Here is a 16,905-nt window from a genome sequence, read left to right as displayed (position 1 = left end):
AGCGCGGAAGATTCCGCTATGCGCGGACCCTGACATAGCTGCCGGGCGCGTCCTCGATCGCCGGGAATGCTTCGCTTCCCGGCACGCGCGCGGGAACCTGCTCCGGATCGAGCTCGCCGAGCCATTGCCGCCAGTCCGGCCACCACGAACCCTTGTGCTCGACGGCGCCCTTCATCCATTGCGCGACGTTGGCGTCCTTGATGTTGTCGTTGGTCCAGTACTGATACTTGTTCGAGGCCGGCGGGTTGACGACGCCCGCGATATGGCCCGAGCCCGACAGCACATATTTCACCGGACCGCCGAAGAACTGCGAGCCGTACAGCACCGATTCCGCCGGCGCGATGTGATCCTCGCGGGTGGCGAGGTTGTAGACGGGCACCTTGACCTTGGAGAGATCGAGCAGCGTGTTGTCGAGCACCATCGTGCCGGTGGAGAGCCGGTTCTCCAGATAGCAGTTGCGCAAATAATAGGAATGGTTTGACGCGGTCATGCGGGTTGCGTCGGAATTCCAGTGCAGCAGGTCGAACGCGCTGGGCTGCTGGCCCTTCAGATAGTTGCTGACGACGTAGGACCAGATCAGGTCGTTGGAGCGCAGCATGTTGAAGGCCATCGCCATCTTCGAGCCTTCGAGCACGCCCGCCGCCTTCATGTCCTGCTCGAGCGCCGCGATCTGGTCCTCGTCGACGAACACCAGGAGGTCGCCGGCATGGGTGAAGTCGACCTGCGCCGCGAAGAACGTCGCCGACGAGACGCGCTGGCGGCGCTTCTCGGCCAGCCAGGCCAGCGTGGTCGCGAGCATGGTGCCGCCGACGCAATAGCCGGCGGTGTGCACCTTCATCTCGCCGGTGACCTTCTCGATCACGTCCATCGCCGTGAGCGGGCCTTCCTTCATGTAGTCTTCCCAGCTCTTGTTGCCGAGCCGCTTGTCGGGATTGACCCATGAGATCACGAACACGGTGATGCCCTGGTCGACGCACCACTTGATGTAGGACTTCTCCGGCTTGAGATCGAGGATGTAGAACTTGTTGATCCAGGGCGGCACGATCAGGAGCGGGGTGCGCAGCACCGTCTCCGTGGTCGGCGAATATTGGATCAGCTGCATCATCTCGTTCTGATAGATCACCTTGCCCGGCGTCGTCGCCATGTTGACGCCGACGATGAGGTTGTCCGGGTTGGACTGGCGGATCTTCAGCATGCCCTTGCCGGCCGCGATGTCCTCCGCCAGCATCTTCAGGCCACGCGCCAGGTTCTCGCCGCTGCTCGCCACGGTCTCGCGCAGCACCTCCGGATTGGTCAGCACGAAGTTGGACGGTGACAGCGCGTTGGTGACCTGCTGGACGTAGAACTCCGCCTTGCGGCGGGTCTGCGGATCGAGCCCTTCGGCATCGCGCACCAGCTCCTGCGCCCATTTGGTCGTGAGCAGATAGAGCTGCATGACGAATTCGAAGAACTGGTTCGACTTCCATTCCGGATCGGCAAAACGCTTGTCGCGCGGCGAGGGCGCGATCGCGGGCGGAACGTCCTGGCCGGCCATGCGGCGCACCGCCGAGCCCCAGAGGTCGAGATAATCCTTGGCCAGCTTGGTCTGTAGATCGGACGAGCGGGACGTGTCCGACAACCAGTATTCGGCAACCGATGTGAAGGTCCTGACGACCTCGGCCAGCTCGGCCGGCGGGCGATCCTGCACCTCGCCGCTCTCGCGCGGCTTGAGATAGGCCGCGAGCGCCTTGCCGCCGCTCTCCATCGCCCGCGCGACATTCATCGCGAAGGCTTCCGCATCGAACTTCGTCTCGGGTTTGGGCGTATCGGTCGTGGCCATACTCATGAGCAGAACAGTAACGAGTCATTCCGTATTCGTCACCGCGAAGCTCGCATGTTTGACGTTAAACACGCTCCAAGATGTGCTGCACTGCGACAAATTTTTCTTGGTTTTGTCACAATCGCGGTGCAACCCTCCGGTCGTGGGCCTTTGATGTTTTTCTCGCTCGTACCATTTGTGGGCAGCAATGGTTTGAGCTTAGGCAGGTTGTCGGGTTAGTGTGCGGCAGCTTGCATTGGGACGAGTAGGGGATTTCCCAAGTGTTGGCGTTGAGGGTCCTGCAAAGGTCGCTGCTGATCGGTGGCGCGCTTCTGAGCGTGGCATTTGTGCTGGGCGGTTGTTCGAGTCAGTTCGCGGATATGACGCCCGCGGACGCACAGGCGCATCCCAAGGAGCCCGGGAACTATCTGCCGGTGCACGACCTGCCGCCGGATCGCAATCAAGCTGTCATTCCGCCAGAGCAGCGCGCCAAGATCGAGGCCGAGCTCGCCGCTGCGCGCGATCGCCAGGCCGCCGCCAGCAAGGATGCCAAGTGAGGCGCTGCAAGGTAATCGCTGGCGCCCCCGCCTTGCCGTGCTAAAAGACCCCGGTTCAGCCGACAGTCAGGGCGAACGACTTCAGTCCGCGTCGTCGATGATTGCTCTAAGTATTTGATTTTGAGTAATTTTCGCGACGAGACGGAACCCCTTTTCGAGTCGCCGTCCTGTTCCGTCGATTCTGTCCTGACCGGTTGCCCGGAGCCCAGAGAGCCATGGAAGAATTTTACCGCATCCGCCGCCTTCCGCCCTACGTGTTCGAGCAGGTCAACCGGGCCAAGGCGGCCGCGCGGAATGCCGGCGCCGACATCATCGACCTCGGCATGGGCAACCCGGATCTGCCGGCCCCGGCGCATGTGCTGGAGAAGCTGAAGGAGACGCTGGGCAAGCCGCGCACCGACCGCTACTCGGCCTCCCGCGGCATCCCCGGCCTGCGCCGCGCCCAGGCCGGCTACTACGCCCGCCGCTTCGGCGTGAAGCTCAACCCCGACACCCAGATCGTGGCGACGCTTGGCTCGAAGGAAGGCTTTGCCAACGTGGCGCAGGCGATCACGGCGCCCGGCGACGTCATCCTGTGCCCGAACCCGAGCTATCCGATTCACGCCTTCGGCTTTTTGATGGCGGGCGGCGTGATCCGCTCGGTGCCCTCCGAGCCGACGCCGCAGTTCTTCGAGGCGGTGGAGCGGGCGATCGTGCATTCGATCCCGAAGCCGCTCGCGCTCGTCGTCTGCTATCCGTCGAACCCGACGGCCTATGTCGCGAGCCTCGACTTCTACAAGGACCTCGTCGCCTTCGCGAAGAAGCACGAGATCCTGATCCTGTCCGATCTCGCCTATGCCGAGGTCTATTTCGACGAGAACAATCCGCCGCCCTCGGTGCTGCAGGTGCCGGGCGCGATGGACGTCGCCGTCGAGTTCACCTCGATGTCGAAGACCTATTCGATGGCCGGCTGGCGCATGGGCTTTGCGGTCGGCAATGAGCGCGTCATCGCCGCGCTCGCCCGCGTCAAATCCTATCTGGACTACGGTGCGTTCACACCGGTGCAGGTCGCGGCGACCGCGGCGCTGAACGGCCCGGACGATTGCATCAAGGAGATGCGCGACACCTATCGCAAGCGCCGCGATGCGCTGGTGGAATCGTTCGGCCGCGCCGGCTGGGAGATTCCGCCGCCGGAAGCCTCGATGTTCGCCTGGGTACCGCTGCCGGAAGCCTTCCGCAGCGTCGGCAGCATGCAGTTCGCCACCCTGATGGTGGAGAAATCCGGCGTCGCGGTCTCGCCCGGCGTCGGCTTCGGCGAGCATGGTGAAGGATATGTCCGCATCGCCATGGTGGAAAACGAGCAACGGATCCGGCAGGCCGCGCGCGGCGTGCGACGCTTCCTTGAAAGCGGCATCGAAACGTTGCACAACGTCGTTCCGCTCGCCAATCGGCGTTGAGTTCTCTTCGGCAGGTTTTCTAAGTCATCATGGTTGCACCCCTGAAAGTGGGCATAGCGGGGCTCGGCACCGTGGGCGCCGAAGTGGTCCGTTTGATCGAAACGCAGGCCCGCGTGCTCGCGGGCCGCAGCGGCCGCGGCATCCGTGTCGTCGCCGTCACCGCGCGCTCGAAGGCGAAGAAGCGCGGCGTCGATCTGCGCGGTGTCGAATGGGTCCGGGATCCCCTGGCGCTGGCCACGCATCCCGGCATCGACTGCTTCGTCGAGTTGATGGGCGGCGCCGGCGATCCCGCGCTGTCGGCGGTGGAGGCTGCCCTCAATGCCGGCAAGTCGGTCGTCACCGCCAACAAGGCGCTGCTGGCCAAGCACGGCCTCAAGCTCGCCAAGGCGGCCGAAAAGCACGGCGGTGCGCTGAATTTCGAGGCAGCCGTCGGCGCCGCGATCCCCGTCATCAAGACCTTGCGCGAGGGGCTTGCCGGCACCGGCATCAACCGCGTCTACGGCATCCTCAACGGCACCTGCAATTACATCCTGACCCGGATGGAGCAGGAGGGCCTGTCCTTCGCGGAATGCCTCAAAGACGCGCAGCGGCTCGGCTATGCCGAGGCCAACCCGTCGTTCGACGTCGATGGTCACGACACCGCGCAAAAGCTCGCGATCCTCGCCAGCCTCGCCTTCGGCACGAAAGTTGCTCAAAGCGCGGTATATGTCGAAGGCATCTCATCCATTGCGCCGGAAGATCTGCGCGCGGCGTCCGATCTCGGCTATCGCGTCAAGCTGCTCGGCGTTGCGGTGCGCACCGCCAAGGGCATCGAGCAGCGCGTGCATCCGACCATGGTTCCAAAATCCTCCTCGATCGCGCAGGTGATGGGTGTCACCAATGCGGTCACGATCGACGGCGAGGGCATTCCGCCGATCACGCTGGTCGGCCCTGGCGCCGGCGGCGCGGCCACCGCATCCGCCGTGGTCGCCGACATCGCCGATGTCGCGCGCGGCATCCGCGCCAATCCGTTCGGCCGGCCCATTACCCAATTGCGCGACACCAAGAAGGCGCCGATGGAGCGCCACGAGGGCGGCTATTACATCCGCTTGCTGGCGCGCGATTTCCCCGGCACCGCGGCCGCGATCGCGACGCGGCTCGCAGAACAGAAGATTTCGATCGAGTCGATCGTGCAGCGTCATCCCAATGGCGGCGTTGCGCCCGAGAACGGCAAGGCGGTCCCCGTGCCCGTCATCCTGATCACCTACGCGACGCATGAGGACGCCGTGCGCCGTGCGCTCGCCGCCGTGCAGAAGGACAAGGTGATCAGCGGACGGCCGCAGGTGATCCGGATCGAGAAGAACTGAGGCGGTTCGTTCGAACGAATCGTGGGCGTTGCGAATTGATGTGGGCAGAGAGAGTCTGCCCAGAACCGTTTGAAGGAGTTAGCCGATGTCGACCCATATTTCAGTCCCGCCGCAGGCATTGCTCGAGCGCATCCTGACGCTGGAGATCGTGCGGGTGACAGAGCGGGCGGCGGTGTCGTCGGCGCGGCTGCGCGGGCACGGCAACGAGAAGGCGGCCGACCAGGCCGCCGTCGATGCGATGCGGCGCGAGCTCAACAAGCTGCCGATCCAGGGCACCATCGTGATCGGCGAGGGCGAGCGCGACGAGGCCCCGATGCTGTACATCGGCGAGCAGGTCGGCCTCAAGGCGGGTCCCGAAGTCGACATCGCGGTCGATCCGCTCGAAGGCACCACGCTGTGCGCCAAGAACATGCCGGGCTCGATCGCCACCATGGCGATGGCCGACGGCGGCACGCTGCTGCACGCGCCCGACGTCTACATGCAGAAGCTCGCGATCGGCCCCGGCTACGACAAGGGCGTCGTCGATCTCGATGCGAGCCCGGCCGACAACGTCCGCCGCCTCGCCAAGGCCAAGGGCGTCAAGCCGGAGGGCATCACCGTTCTCGTGCTCGACCGTCCGCGCCATGCCGACATCATCACGAGCGTGCGCTCGACCGGCGCCGCCGTGCGCCTGATCACGGACGGCGACGTCGCCGGCGTGATCCATTGCGCCGATCCTGACAATACCGGCGTCGACATGTATCTCGGCACGGGCGGCGCGCCGGAAGGCGTGCTCGCCGCCGTAGCCCTGCGCTGCATCGGCGGCCAGATGCAGTGCCGCCTGATCCTCGATTCCGCCGAGAAAATCGAGCGTGCCGGCAAGATGGGCGTCAACGATCCCAAGATGATCTACGGCATCGAGGACATGGCGCGCGGCGACTGCCTGTTCGCCGCCACCGGCGTCACCACGGGGTCGCTGTTGTCCGGCGTCAAATTCCGCAAGGACGGCGTGATCGAGACCGAGACCGTCGTGATGCGCTCCGTCACCGGCACCGTGCGCTACATCAAGGCCGAGCATCGCGAGCTGGCGAAGTTCCATCTGGACTAAGCCAGGCAATAACAGCTGCCGTCGTTCCGGGGCGACGGGACCGCGCCAGGCGCGGCCCGGAGAGCCCGGAATCCATCGGGCGGCAGACTCTGACGCTCAATGGATTCCGGGTTCGATGCAGCGCATCGCCCCGGAATGACAAAAAGAACAATCAGGAGGCGCCATGTCCGATCTCTCCGCCGTCAAAGCCCTGGTCTTCGATGTGTTCGGTACGGTCGTGGACTGGCGCACCAGCCTGATCACCGACTTCATGTGGTGGAGCAAGCAGCGCGGCATCAGCGCCGACTGGACCGCCTTGGTCGACGGCTGGCGCGGCATGTACATGGCCTCGATGGACGACGTGCGCCAACATCCCGAGCGCGGCTATGTCATGCTCGATGATCTGCACCGCCGCTCGCTGGAGAAGCTGGTCGCGCAGTTCGCGATCAAGGGCCTCACCGAAGCCGATCTCGACTATCTCACCAAGGGCTGGCACCGCCTCAATCCCTGGCCGGACAGCGTCGCCGGCCTGACGCGGCTGAAGTCGAAATTCGTGATCTCGCCGCTCTCGAACGGCAACGTTGCGCTGCTCACCAACATGGCGAAGTTCGCTGGCCTGCCGTGGGACCTCATCATGTCGGCCGAGCTGTTCGAGCATTACAAGCCGGATCCCGAGACCTATCTCGGTGCCGCGCGTCTGCTTTGCCTTGATCCGGGCGAGGTGATGATGGTCGCCGCTCACAACGGCGATCTCGCGGCCGCGCAGAAGAACGGGCTGAAGACCGCGTTCGTGGCACGTCCGACGGAGTATGGTCCGCTTCAGAAGGTCGATTTCGAAGCGACCGGCAAATGGGACCTCGTTGCCAAGGATTTTGGCGGGATCGCCGACAAGCTCGGCTGTTAGCTTTCAGGGCCGTCCGTTTGACATTGCTGAAGAGAGCGCCTTTCATATCGAAAAGATCGATGTGAGGGGGTCATGGATACCGAGCTGGCGCGGACATTCCTGACCGTGGTTGCGACCGGCAATTTCATCACGGCCGCCGAGCGGCTTCACGTCAGCCAGTCCACCGTCAGCACGCGCATCCATTCCCTCGAAGAGCTGCTCGGCTGCACGCTGTTCGTTCGCAACAAGGCCGGTGCTGCGTTGACGGCGGCGGGCCGCCAGTTTCAGCGGCACGCCTCCACGCTGGTGCGCACTGTCGAACAGGCCCGGCACGACGTCGGAATCCCCAAAGGTTTTAGCGGCGCGCTCGTGGTCGGCGGGCGCATCGGCCTGTGGGAGGAATTCCTGCTGCTCTGGGTGCCGCGCATGCAGGAGGCCAATCCGCAGATCTCGATCCGCGCCGAAAGCGCGCTCGAGCCGGAGCTGATGCAAGGGCTGGTCGAAGGACGTATCGACATCGGCGTCATGTACACGCCGCAAAGTCGCCCCGGCCTCAAGGTCGAGCTGCTGTTCGAGGAGCAGCTCGTGCTCGTCTCGACCAACCCGAGGAGCGGGCCGGAGCCGGAGGACGGCTACGTCTACGTCGATTGGGGCCCGGAGTTCTACGCCCGCCACAGCGCCGTCTTCCCGAATTTCGCAGGCCCCGCGCTGACGGCGAATATCGGTTGGCTCGGGCTGCAGCATGTCCTGGCCAACGGCGGTTCGGGCTACTTCGCGCAGCGGATCGTCGAGCCGCTGCTGAGGGCGCGGCGGCTGCACCTCGTTGGCGGCGCGCCGAAATTTTCGATGCCGGCCTATGTCGTCTATTCGGTCGACCAGCCGGACGCCCACGTCTCGAGCGCGATCGCGACCATGCGTGACCTCGCAGCCGAGCAGGCCCGTCGCGCAACGGAAACTCCGCTGAACCGCGGGCGCAAGCGACGCTGAGGATCGGCTTTACGCGCCGGAGGGACTGTTGCTCGCCGCGGCGGCGGCGGCGATGTCGCCGGCGCGATAAACCGGCCTGATCGCCGCCATCGTCAGTAACAGCCGGTAGGCGATCCAACGGAGCAGCAGTTGGGAGAATGACGCTTCGCTCTGTGACGTCGTGGTCATGGTCGCTCCTGGTGCGTGAGGGCGTCTGCCGACGCGGCCGTTGCGGCCGGCCGGCGATGCCACGCGGCTTACGCTACGCAGGAGAAGGGTTTTGACAAACGAATAATATGGACGGTTACAATCGGATTTATAGATATTACGAAAAGCGGAAATTGCGTCCGACTTGATCAGACGGGTCCGGGCAGCGCACGCGCCGCCCGGACCTGGTGTGACGAGCTACAACGCCATCTTCATCGGTTCGGGATAATAGTGGAAGCCTTCACCGGCCTTGGCGACATGGCCGTAGCCCGGCCAGGCGAAGTGATAGGACATCACCGGCGTCTTGTTGGCCGCCAGCATCGTCAGCAGTTTGACGCGCGACTCCGCCGCCTGCTTCGGATCGGTGTCGTACGAGAACTCCATCCGCGGGCGTTCCAGCAGCAGCACGGAATGGTGCGAGAGATCGCCGAGGAAGGCGAAGGACTTGCCGGCCGACGACACCATGAAGATGGTGTGGCCGACGGTGTGGCCGGGCGCCGAGATCGCCTGCACGCCGGGCAGGAATTCCTCGCCGTCCTTGAAGAACTTGATCCGGTCCCGGACCGGCAGCAGGTTCTTGCGGGCGTGAACGACGAAGTCCTTGGCAGGGCTGCCGAGCTTGCCCTCGTCGGTCCAGAAGTCGAAATCGGTCTGAGAGATGTAGATCTGCGCATTCGGGAACAGCGGCTTGTCGTTGGCATCGACGATGCCGCCGATGTGGTCGATATGGGCATGCGAGCAGACCACGGCGTCGATGTCCTCAGGCTTGATGCCGGCCTCCATCATGCTCTTCTGCTGCCGACCGGTGCTGGCGCCGAACATCTTCGATGAGCCCATGCCGGTGTCGAACAGGATGAGCTTGTCGCCGGTGTTCACGATCGGCGAGTTCTGTTCGAGCACGACGTTGTCCGGCGACAGGAAATTGTCCGTCAGCATCTTCTTGACCTCTTCCTTGGGAACGCCGGTGAAGGTCCCGGAGGGGTCGCCGAGCGGCAGCGGTCCGTCGGACACGACGGTCACTTCGGCATCGCCGAGAACGAAGCGGTGCCAGTACGGCGTCTGGGTGCCGAGCTTGGGAGCCTTCGCCAACGCGCTGCTGCCGAGCATCGCGCTGGCACCAAGGCCGGCTCCAAGGCTGGCTCCAAGTGCAAGTAGGGATCGACGTGAGACATCGATTGTCATGCGTTTCCTCCGCTTTTGTCTTTTGTCTTGCGCGATTGTTCGCGCGTTGGGGCCGGCCTGAGCGGCGATGTAGCCGCGGGCCGGCAGAAAAGTATGCTGCGCCGGGGGCGACAAGCTAGCAAGTGGAATTAGTGCGCCAATTCGCGCGGAGCGGGAAGGGGCGGCGGAGCGGGAAGGCCGCGTGTGGACGCGCTGTCCGCGATCCAGCACAACAAGAATTGCGCCTTACGCAATTCTCAGCGCGAGTTCGCTTGCTTCCGTCTCGGCAAAGCCCGCCTGCAGCACCTCTTCGCGCTTGTGACGCAGATGCGCACGCAGGATATGGGAGAGGCCGGCGCCGTCGCGCCTCTGCAAGGCGTTCAGGATGGCCTCATGCTCCTTCACGGCGAGGGCCCAGCGCTGCGGCGTCATCGGCGTGACATAACGCGCGCGGCGGATGCGTGCAGTCACGGATGTGTAAAGCCCCGCGAGCACGGGGTTTCCGGCTGCGCTGACGATGGCTTCGTGAATGGCGCGGTTGCCGCGGTAGTACTGGATCAGATCGCCGTCGCGATAGTGCTGCACCATCTGTGCATGCGCGGCGGCGATCGCGTCGATCTCGGCATCCGTGATGCGCTCGCAGGCGAGCTCGCCCGCGAGGGCCTCGAGGCCCTGGCAGACCTCGAACAGGTCGCGCATGTCCTTGTCGGTCAGCTTTGCCGCGCGCGAGCCGCGATGCGGCAAGAGCTGCACGAGGCCTTCGGCGGCGAGCACCTTGAGCGCCTCGCGCAGCGGTGTGCGCGAGATCCCGAGCCGCTCACACAGCTCGCGCTCGGGAATCCGGGCGCCCGGCGGGATTTCGCCGTCGAGCAGGATGGCGCGGATGCGTCCGACCACGTCTTCATGAAGCATGGCACCTGCGCTCCATTTGAATTCAAAAATGCAGAAATCGATCGGAATCTGCAAGTTTCAGCTTGCTTATCGCAGATTTTGCATTCAAAAATGTAAAAAACAAGAGGACATGAGGAAATGAACCGGGCTGTGGAGGCGGACGACCTCGTTTTTGAATGCAATGACGGCATCGGGCTGATCACCTTCAACCGCCCGCAGGCCCGTAACGCCTTCACCTTCGCCATGTATGAACGGCTCGCCGCGATCTGCGAGCAGGCGAACGGCGACCCCTCGATCAAGGTGCTGGTGCTGCGCGGGGCCGGCGACAAGGCGTTTGCCTCGGGCACCGACATCAACCAGTTCCGCGAGTTCAAGACGCCGCAGGACGCGATCGACTACGAGAACCGCATCGATCGGGTGCTGACCACGCTGGAAGCGTGCCGCGTGCCGACCATCGCGGCGATCAACGGCTTCTGCACGGGCGGTGGTGCGGGCATTGCCGCGGCCTGCGACCTGCGCATCGGCACGGCAAGCGCGAAGATCGGATTTCCGATCGCCCGGACGCTCGGCAATTGCCTGTCGATGTCCAATGTCAGCCGTCTCACCGCGCTGATTGGCGCCGCGCGCGTCAAGGACCTGATCTTCACCGCGCGCCTGGTCGATGCCGCGGAAGCCGCAACCGTCGGGCTGCTCGGCGAGGTCGTCGCGGATCTTGCCGCGCTGGACAAGCGGGCCGATGAGGTCGCCCGGCTGGTCGCCGGTCATGCGCCGCTGACGCTCAATGCGACCAAGCAGGCGGTCGCCCGCCTGCAGAGGCGGCTGACCCGGGACGAGGGCGAAGACCTCATCCTGATGTGCTACACGAGCCAGGATTTTCGCGAAGGGCTCGATGCTTTCCTCAACAAGCGCGCGCCGCAATGGCGCGGCCAATAGGACGCCCCGATGCCAAGTTCGCAATCTACCTCCCGCCGATCAGGACCGCTTGCCGGGCTCAAGGTCGTCGATCTCACCCATGTCATGGCCGGCCCGACCTGCACCCTGATGCTCGCCGACATGGGCGCCGACGTCATCAAGATCGAGAAATCGCCGAACGGCGACGACACTCGTCATTCGGTACCGCCGAAGATCGGCGATGAGGCGGCCTCGTTCCTGATGATGAACCGCAACAAGCGCGGCATCGTGCTGGACCTCAAGACCGAGGGCGGCAAACAGGTGCTGCGCCGGCTGATCGCGAATGCCGATGTGCTGGTCGAGAATTTCGCGCCCGGCGCCATGGAGCGCCTCGGCTTCGGTTACGAGGAGCTTCACAAGCAATATCCATCGCTGATCTATTGCTCGCTGTCGGGCTTCGGCCGCACCGGTCCCTATAAGCACCGCCGCGGCTTCGATCTCGTCGCGCAGGCCATGAGCGGCATCATGAGCTTTACGGGCGAACGCCCCGACGGTCCGCCCGTGAAATGCGGCCCGCCGCTGTCCGACATCACCGCCGGCCTGCTCGCGAGCATGGGCATCCTGGCGGCCTACACGCACCGTCTCAAGACCGGGGAGGGGCAGTGGGTCGAGACCTCGCTCTACGAGGCCGCGCTGGTGCAGACCTATTGGCAGTCGACCATCGCGCTCGCCGCAGGCACCGCGCCGCGCGCGATGGGCTCGGCGCATCCGCTCAACGCGCCGTATCAGGCGTTCGAGGCCTCGGACGGCTGGCTCGTGGTCGGCGGCGCCAACAAGAAGCACTGGCTGTTGATGCTGGAGGCGCTCGGTGCGAGCGAACTCGCCGCCGATCCGCGCTTCGTCAACGGCGCCGACCGCATGGCCAATCTCAAGGAGCTCGAGGCGGTCCTCAGCGAGCGCTTCCGCACTCGAACGCGGGCGCACTGGCTTGCCGCGCTGGACGAGAAGGGCGTGCCGTGCGGCCCCGTGCACGACATGCTGGAGGCGCTCAGTGATCCCCAGACGCTGGCGCGCGAGATGGTGGTCGAAGTCGAGCATTCCACGCTCGGTCCCGTGAAGACGATCGGGCTGCCCGTGAAGTTTTCGGAGACCCCAGGCAAAGTGCTGTCAGGCGCACCGGTCTATGGTGAGCACACGAGAGACGTGCTGGCCGAGCACGGGTTCGACCACAAGCAGATCGAAGCGCTCGCAAAAGAAGGCGCAATCGTCCTGGCCTCGGGAAGACAGGCGGAACGCGTCGCCTGATTTGACGTGAATACGACAAGGCCAAAGACAAAAATTAGAAAAGACAAAAATCAGCTGGAGGAAATCATGGGTCGGACGTCAATATTTCTGCTCTCCGCAGCCTTAACAGTGCTCGCCGGCACCATGCCCGCGCTCAGTGCCTGGCAACCGCAAAAGCCGATCGAGTTCGTGGCGACCGCCGGCCCCGGCGGCGGCACCGACAATCTCGCCCGCGCAGTGCAGAACATCATCACCAAGCACAAGCTGACGGAGCAGCCGATCGTCGTCGTCAACAAGGGCGGCGGCAGCGGCGCCGAAGGCTATGTCTACGGCAAGGCGTCGGCCGGCGATCCCTACAAGGTGATCTTCGGCACCTCGAATGCCTGGCAGCAGCCGCTCGTCTCCAAGGTCGCCTTCAATTACACCGATCTCACCCCGATCGCGGCGATGGCGCAGGACGAGTTTTTACTCTGGGTCAAGCAGGACGCGCCATTCAAGAATGCGGGCGATTATTTGAAAGCCGCCGCATCCGGCGAATTCAAGATGGGCGGCGCGCAGTCCAAGGACACCGACGAGGTCTTGACGCGCATGATCGAGAAAGCCGGCAAGGTCAAGCTGACCTACATCCCCTTCAAGAGCGGCGCCGAGACCGCCGTGCAGCTCGCTGGCGGACATCTCGACTCCCACGTCAACAATCCCAGCGAGAGCCTCGGGCAATGGCGCGGCGGCACGCAGCGCCCGCTTTGTGTGTTCAGCCCGAAGCGGTTGCCGCAGGGTGCCAAGATCACGGCGACCGAAGGCTGGGGCGACGTTCCCACCTGCGTCGAGCAGGGCCTCGACATCAAGCAATATGAGCAGCCGCGCACCGTGTGGCTGCCCGGCAAGGTCACGCCGGACCAGGCCGCGTTCTATGTCGACCTCATGAAGAAGGTACAGGCGACGCCGGAGTGGAAGGATTACATCGAGAAGACCTCCCAGGTGGACACGTTCCTGACCGGCGCCGAATTCGACAAGTTCATCAAGGAGGACCTCGAGCACGTCAAGCAGGTCGCGGGCGAGCAGGGCTGGCTGGTGAAGTGAGACGGGGCGCCAGCTTGGATATGCGCCGGGCTTGCCCAACACCTCCGCTGTCGTCCCTGCCAAGTGCGCAATTGCGCACGGTGGCGCAGGGACCCCTACCGCGTGATCTCTCGATGTGCATTGATCGTCATACCGACTTGGCTTCGTATCTTCGTCAATCTGCTCCCGGGGTTATGGGTCCCTGCGCCTCCGTGCGCAATTGCGCACTGGGCAGGGACGACACCGAGCGCTGGAAAACTGCTTGGGTCACACTCGGCCACAATACGCCGCCGAAGCGGAGTCCTCCATGATCTCCCGCCGCGCGCTTGAACTTGCGACTGCCGTCCTCACCGGCGGCTTTGGTGTCGCTGTCGTGATCCAAAGCCTCGACAACGGCATCGGCTGGTCGAGCGCGGGCGTCGATGCCGGGACATTCCCGTTCCTGACGGGCATCATCATCGTGCTCGGCAGCCTCTACAATCTGGCACGGGGCGTGCTGCCGGTGGCATCCCTGGCCAATGTTCCGATCGCCATCACGCCGGTCGAGTTACGCCGGCTTGCCGGCCTGTTCGTGCCGGCCGCGATCTTCGTCGCCGCGATCCCGCTCGCGGGGATGTACGTCGCCTCCGCGCTCTACGTCTTCACGGTGCTGGCCATCCCGCGCCACCAATCCGTGCCGCGTACGCTCGCCATGGCGGGGGCAACTGCGCTCGCGCTCTATGTCGTGTTCGAGCGCATGTTCCAGGTCAGCCTGCCGCACGGTGCGCTCGCCGCCGCGTTCGGGCTCTGACGGAGAAGTCGATGGATAATCTCGCGGAGCTCCTGCACGGCTTCAGCATCGCGGTCACCGTGCCGCATCTGGTGCTGATGGTCGTCGGCGTGCTGCTCGGCATTCTCGTCGGCGTGCTGCCGGGACTGGGTGCACCGAACGGCGTATCGCTGCTGTTGCCGCTGACCTTCGGCATGCAGCCGGTGTCGGCGATCATCCTGCTCTCCAGCATGTATTGGGGCGCGCTGTTCGGCGGCTCCGTGACCTCGATCCTGTTCAACATTCCGGGCGAGCCGTCGTCGGTCGCGACCACCTTCGACGGCTATCCGATGGCGCGGGACGGAAGGCCGACCACGGCGCTCGCGACCGCCTTCGGCTCGGCCGCGTTCGGCGCCCTGATCGGCGTCGTCCTGATCACGTTCCTCGCGTCCTGGGTGGCGCAGGTCGCGCTCGCTTTCGGGCCGGCGGAATATTTCGCGGTCTATTTCCTGGCCTTTGCCAGCTTCGTCGGCATGGGCGGCGCCGCGCCGGTCAAGACGGTCGTGGCGCTCGCGATCGGCTTTGCCATCGCCGCGATCGGCATCGACACGGTGTCCGGCAGCGTGCGCCTCACCATGGGCGTCGACGAGCTTGTCAAGGGCGTCAGCTTCGTTGTCGCGGTGATGGGCCTGTTCGGCATCGGCGAACTCCTGGTCGCGGTCGAGGAAGAGTTTCATGCCCGCGCCGTCTCCTCGAAGATCGATTGGCGCGAAGTGTTCCGCGCGGTCGGCCGGCTGCCGCGCCACAGCGTCGCGCTGTTGCGCAGCGCTGCGATCGGCTGCTGGATGGGGATCACGCCGGGCGGCCCGACCGCCGCATCGTTCATGAGCTACGGCATCGCCCGCCGCTTCTCGCGCCGCGGCCGCTATTTCGGCACCGGAGAGGTCGAAGGCATCATCTCGCCGGAGACCGCCGATCATGCCGCCGGCACCAGCGCGCTGCTGCCGATGCTCTCGCTCGGCATTCCAGGCTCGGCGACCGCGGCGGTCATGATGGGCGGCCTGATGATCTGGGGCCTCAATCCCGGGCCGATGCTGTTCGTCGACCAGAAGGATTTCGTCTGGGGCCTGATCGCCTCGATGTATGTCGGCAACATCGTCGCCGTCGCGCTGGTGCTGCTCACCGTTCCGGTGTTCGCCGCCTTGATGCGGATTCCCTTCGTGGTGATCGCACCGCTGATCGTGATCATCTGCGTCGTCGGCGCCTATTCGGTGTCGAACTCCTATCTCGACGTCGTGATGATGCTGGGCTTCGGAATCGTCGGCTATCTCTTCAAGAAGCTGTTCTATCCGCTGGCACCGCTCGTGCTCGCCATCGTCATCGGCGACAAGGCCGAGGACGCGTTCCGGCAGTCGATGCTGATGTCCAAGGGATCCCTCGGCATCTTCTTTGCCAACAAGCTGGTGACATGCCTGATCGTGGCCGGCATCGCGCTTCTGCTGCTGCCGCTCGTGCTGCAGCTGGCGCGCCTTTGGCGCAAACCCGCATCCCCCGCCACTGAGGCGACGAGCCAGGAGAAAGTGATCATATGACCGCAAAGCCGCTGATTGCGCTGGCCATGGGAGATCCCGCCGGCATCAGCCCCGAGCTGACGGCCAGGCTGGTGGCGCAGGACGACATCCGCGCCCAAAACCGGCTCGTCGTCATCGGCGACCGCCGCATCTTCGACGCGGGCGCGCGCATTGCCGGCGTCAAGCCGGCTCTGTCGACGGCGGAGCCGGACGCCGATCTTCACGCGGCAGAAGGCGAAGCGCTGTTCGTTGATCTCGGCCATCTCGCTCCCCGCGAGGTCGAGCCGAAGACTGCCACTCTTGCCGGCGGCAAATTCGCACTGACCAATTACAAGCACGCGCTCGAGCTCGGCCGGGACGGCCGCGTCGACGCGGTCTGCTTCACCCCCTTCAACAAGCAGGCGATGCGGCTGGCGCGCGCCGAGTACGACGACGAGATCGCATTCTCCGCGGAGGTGGTCGGCCTCGAGACTCCCGCCAGCGAATTCAATGTGCTCGATCGGCTCTGGAACGCGCGGGTCACCTCCCATATCCCGCTGAGGGACGTCGCTGCAAAGCTGTCCAGCGAGCGCATCCATCGTGCGCTCAAGCTGACCGATGCCTGCATGCGCAACGCCGGCTTCGCGCGGCCGCGGATCGCGGTCGCCGGCCTCAATCCTCACGCCGGCGACGGCGGCAATTTCGGCCGCGAGGAGATCGACGTCATCGCGCCGGTCGTCGCAGCCGGGCAGGCCGAGGGCATTGCCGCGGAGGGACCGTTCCCGGCCGATACCGTGTTTCTGCGCGCCAAGGCCGGCGCCTTCGATGCGGTGCTGACGATGTATCACGACCAGGGCCAGATCGCGATGAAGCTGATGGGTTTCGATCGCGGCGTGACCATGCTCGGCGGCTTTCCATTCCCGATCTGCACGCCCGCGCACGGCACCGCCTACGACATCGCAGGCCAGGGCATTGCTTCGATCGGCGCCAGCCGTGCCGCGGTGCTGCTCGCGGCTGAGATGGCAACGGTTGGAAAGCGCCGGGGTTGAACGTCAGCAGGGC

General features: G+C 64.8%; 16 protein-coding genes. 12 read left to right on the top strand and 4 right to left on the bottom strand.

Features of this window, described 5'->3' with window-relative positions:
• Window positions 1-16 precede the first annotated feature (16 nt).
• A complete protein-coding gene (locus tag ML401_RS18175) occupies window positions 17-1,825 on the bottom strand; it encodes an alpha/beta hydrolase (protein ID WP_285806482.1) in 1,809 nt (602 codons plus the stop codon).
• Between the two features lie 254 nt (window positions 1,826-2,079).
• Here ML401_RS18175 and ML401_RS18170 point away from each other — a divergent pair, with 254 nt between their 5' ends.
• The 6 genes from ML401_RS18170 (at window position 2,080) to ML401_RS18145 (ending at window position 8,073) form a co-directional block, all read left to right on the top strand.
• A complete protein-coding gene (locus ML401_RS18170) occupies window positions 2,080-2,355 on the top strand; it encodes a hypothetical protein (RefSeq protein ID WP_211417178.1) in 276 nt (91 codons plus the stop codon).
• A gap of 215 nt (window positions 2,356-2,570) precedes the next feature.
• Window positions 2,571-3,791: an LL-diaminopimelate aminotransferase gene (locus tag ML401_RS18165; RefSeq protein WP_194402236.1), complete on the top strand. Its 1,221-nt coding sequence runs from the start codon at window positions 2,571-2,573 to the stop codon at window positions 3,789-3,791.
• A gap of 29 nt (window positions 3,792-3,820) precedes the next feature.
• A complete protein-coding gene (locus ML401_RS18160; RefSeq protein ID WP_211417177.1) occupies window positions 3,821-5,137 on the top strand; it encodes a homoserine dehydrogenase in 1,317 nt (438 codons plus the stop codon).
• Between the two features lie 85 nt (window positions 5,138-5,222).
• A complete protein-coding gene (gene glpX / locus ML401_RS18155) occupies window positions 5,223-6,224 on the top strand; it encodes a class II fructose-bisphosphatase (protein ID WP_194402234.1) in 1,002 nt (333 codons plus the stop codon).
• 163 nt (window positions 6,225-6,387) lie between these two features.
• The gene (locus ML401_RS18150; RefSeq protein WP_285806481.1) at window positions 6,388-7,107 is read left to right on the top strand and encodes a haloacid dehalogenase type II; all 720 of its coding nucleotides are present in this window, start codon (window positions 6,388-6,390) and stop codon (window positions 7,105-7,107) included.
• Window positions 7,108-7,179: 72 nt separating this feature from the next.
• Window positions 7,180-8,073, top strand: coding sequence for a LysR family transcriptional regulator (locus ML401_RS18145; protein ID WP_285812628.1), 894 nt, complete (start codon window positions 7,180-7,182; stop codon window positions 8,071-8,073).
• 9 nt (window positions 8,074-8,082) lie between these two features.
• Here the strand turns inward: ML401_RS18145 and ML401_RS18140 are convergent, their stop codons facing one another.
• From ML401_RS18140 to ML401_RS18130, 3 genes are all read right to left on the bottom strand, one after another.
• Window positions 8,083-8,241: a hypothetical protein gene (locus ML401_RS18140; protein ID WP_285812627.1), complete on the bottom strand. Its 159-nt coding sequence runs from the start codon at window positions 8,239-8,241 to the stop codon at window positions 8,083-8,085.
• Window positions 8,242-8,457: 216 nt separating this feature from the next.
• Complete coding sequence (locus tag ML401_RS18135; RefSeq protein WP_285812626.1) at window positions 8,458-9,441, bottom strand: MBL fold metallo-hydrolase; 984 nt, start codon at window positions 9,439-9,441, stop codon at window positions 8,458-8,460.
• A 225-nt stretch (window positions 9,442-9,666) separates the two neighbouring features.
• Window positions 9,667-10,332 carry a GntR family transcriptional regulator gene (locus ML401_RS18130; RefSeq protein ID WP_194402229.1) on the bottom strand — a complete coding sequence of 222 codons (666 nt, stop codon included), beginning with the start codon at window positions 10,330-10,332 and terminating at the stop codon, window positions 9,667-9,669.
• Window positions 10,333-10,449: 117 nt separating this feature from the next.
• Between ML401_RS18130 and ML401_RS18125 the strand changes: the two genes are divergently transcribed.
• The 6 genes from ML401_RS18125 (at window position 10,450) to ML401_RS18100 (ending at window position 16,892) form a co-directional block, all read left to right on the top strand.
• Window positions 10,450-11,244, top strand: coding sequence for an enoyl-CoA hydratase/isomerase family protein (locus ML401_RS18125; RefSeq protein WP_285812625.1), 795 nt, complete (start codon window positions 10,450-10,452; stop codon window positions 11,242-11,244).
• A gap of 9 nt (window positions 11,245-11,253) precedes the next feature.
• Window positions 11,254-12,507, top strand: coding sequence for a CaiB/BaiF CoA-transferase family protein (locus ML401_RS18120; RefSeq protein WP_285812624.1), 1,254 nt, complete (start codon window positions 11,254-11,256; stop codon window positions 12,505-12,507).
• 66 nt (window positions 12,508-12,573) lie between these two features.
• Window positions 12,574-13,566 carry a tripartite tricarboxylate transporter substrate binding protein gene (locus ML401_RS18115; RefSeq protein ID WP_212066392.1) on the top strand — a complete coding sequence of 331 codons (993 nt, stop codon included), beginning with the start codon at window positions 12,574-12,576 and terminating at the stop codon, window positions 13,564-13,566.
• Between the two features lie 286 nt (window positions 13,567-13,852).
• Window positions 13,853-14,335 (top strand): tripartite tricarboxylate transporter TctB family protein, encoded by a 483-nt coding sequence (locus ML401_RS18110; protein ID WP_285812623.1) that lies wholly within the window; start codon window positions 13,853-13,855, stop codon window positions 14,333-14,335.
• A gap of 11 nt (window positions 14,336-14,346) precedes the next feature.
• Complete coding sequence (locus ML401_RS18105) at window positions 14,347-15,885, top strand: tripartite tricarboxylate transporter permease (protein ID WP_194402224.1); 1,539 nt, start codon at window positions 14,347-14,349, stop codon at window positions 15,883-15,885.
• Window positions 15,882-16,892 carry a 4-hydroxythreonine-4-phosphate dehydrogenase PdxA gene (locus tag ML401_RS18100; RefSeq protein WP_285812622.1) on the top strand — a complete coding sequence of 337 codons (1,011 nt, stop codon included), beginning with the start codon at window positions 15,882-15,884 and terminating at the stop codon, window positions 16,890-16,892. The genes ML401_RS18105 and ML401_RS18100 overlap by 4 nt, the downstream gene beginning before the upstream one ends.
• Window positions 16,893-16,905: the final 13 nt, after the last annotated feature.

Source organism: Bradyrhizobium sp. 62B, from assembly GCF_030272265.2.
Taxonomy (GTDB): domain Bacteria; phylum Pseudomonadota; class Alphaproteobacteria; order Rhizobiales; family Xanthobacteraceae; genus Bradyrhizobium.
This window is presented reverse-complemented; position numbering and strand designations above follow the sequence as displayed.

What these genes read in the sequence shown, in the direction of transcription:
- ML401_RS18140 (WP_285812627.1), bottom strand. Translation starts at nt 8,241, where the DNA reads ATGACCACGACGTCACAGAGCGAAGCGTCATTCTCCCAACTGCTGCTC.
- ML401_RS18145 (WP_285812628.1), top strand. Translation starts at nt 7,180, where the DNA reads ATGGATACCGAGCTGGCGCGGACATTCCTGACCGTGGTTGCGACCGGC.
- glpX (WP_194402234.1), top strand. Translation starts at nt 5,223, where the DNA reads ATGTCGACCCATATTTCAGTCCCGCCGCAGGCATTGCTCGAGCGCATC.
- ML401_RS18100 (WP_285812622.1), top strand. Translation starts at nt 15,882, where the DNA reads ATGACCGCAAAGCCGCTGATTGCGCTGGCCATGGGAGATCCCGCCGGC.
- ML401_RS18105 (WP_194402224.1), top strand. Translation starts at nt 14,347, where the DNA reads ATGGATAATCTCGCGGAGCTCCTGCACGGCTTCAGCATCGCGGTCACC.
- ML401_RS18135 (WP_285812626.1), bottom strand. Translation starts at nt 9,441, where the DNA reads ATGACAATCGATGTCTCACGTCGATCCCTACTTGCACTTGGAGCCAGC.
- ML401_RS18165 (WP_194402236.1), top strand. Translation starts at nt 2,571, where the DNA reads ATGGAAGAATTTTACCGCATCCGCCGCCTTCCGCCCTACGTGTTCGAG.
- ML401_RS18120 (WP_285812624.1), top strand. Translation starts at nt 11,254, where the DNA reads ATGCCAAGTTCGCAATCTACCTCCCGCCGATCAGGACCGCTTGCCGGG.
- ML401_RS18150 (WP_285806481.1), top strand. Translation starts at nt 6,388, where the DNA reads ATGTCCGATCTCTCCGCCGTCAAAGCCCTGGTCTTCGATGTGTTCGGT.
- ML401_RS18175 (WP_285806482.1), bottom strand. Translation starts at nt 1,825, where the DNA reads ATGAGTATGGCCACGACCGATACGCCCAAACCCGAGACGAAGTTCGAT.
- ML401_RS18110 (WP_285812623.1), top strand. Translation starts at nt 13,853, where the DNA reads ATGATCTCCCGCCGCGCGCTTGAACTTGCGACTGCCGTCCTCACCGGC.
- ML401_RS18160 (WP_211417177.1), top strand. Translation starts at nt 3,821, where the DNA reads ATGGTTGCACCCCTGAAAGTGGGCATAGCGGGGCTCGGCACCGTGGGC.
- ML401_RS18130 (WP_194402229.1), bottom strand. Translation starts at nt 10,332, where the DNA reads ATGCTTCATGAAGACGTGGTCGGACGCATCCGCGCCATCCTGCTCGAC.
- ML401_RS18125 (WP_285812625.1), top strand. Translation starts at nt 10,450, where the DNA reads ATGAACCGGGCTGTGGAGGCGGACGACCTCGTTTTTGAATGCAATGAC.
- ML401_RS18115 (WP_212066392.1), top strand. Translation starts at nt 12,574, where the DNA reads ATGGGTCGGACGTCAATATTTCTGCTCTCCGCAGCCTTAACAGTGCTC.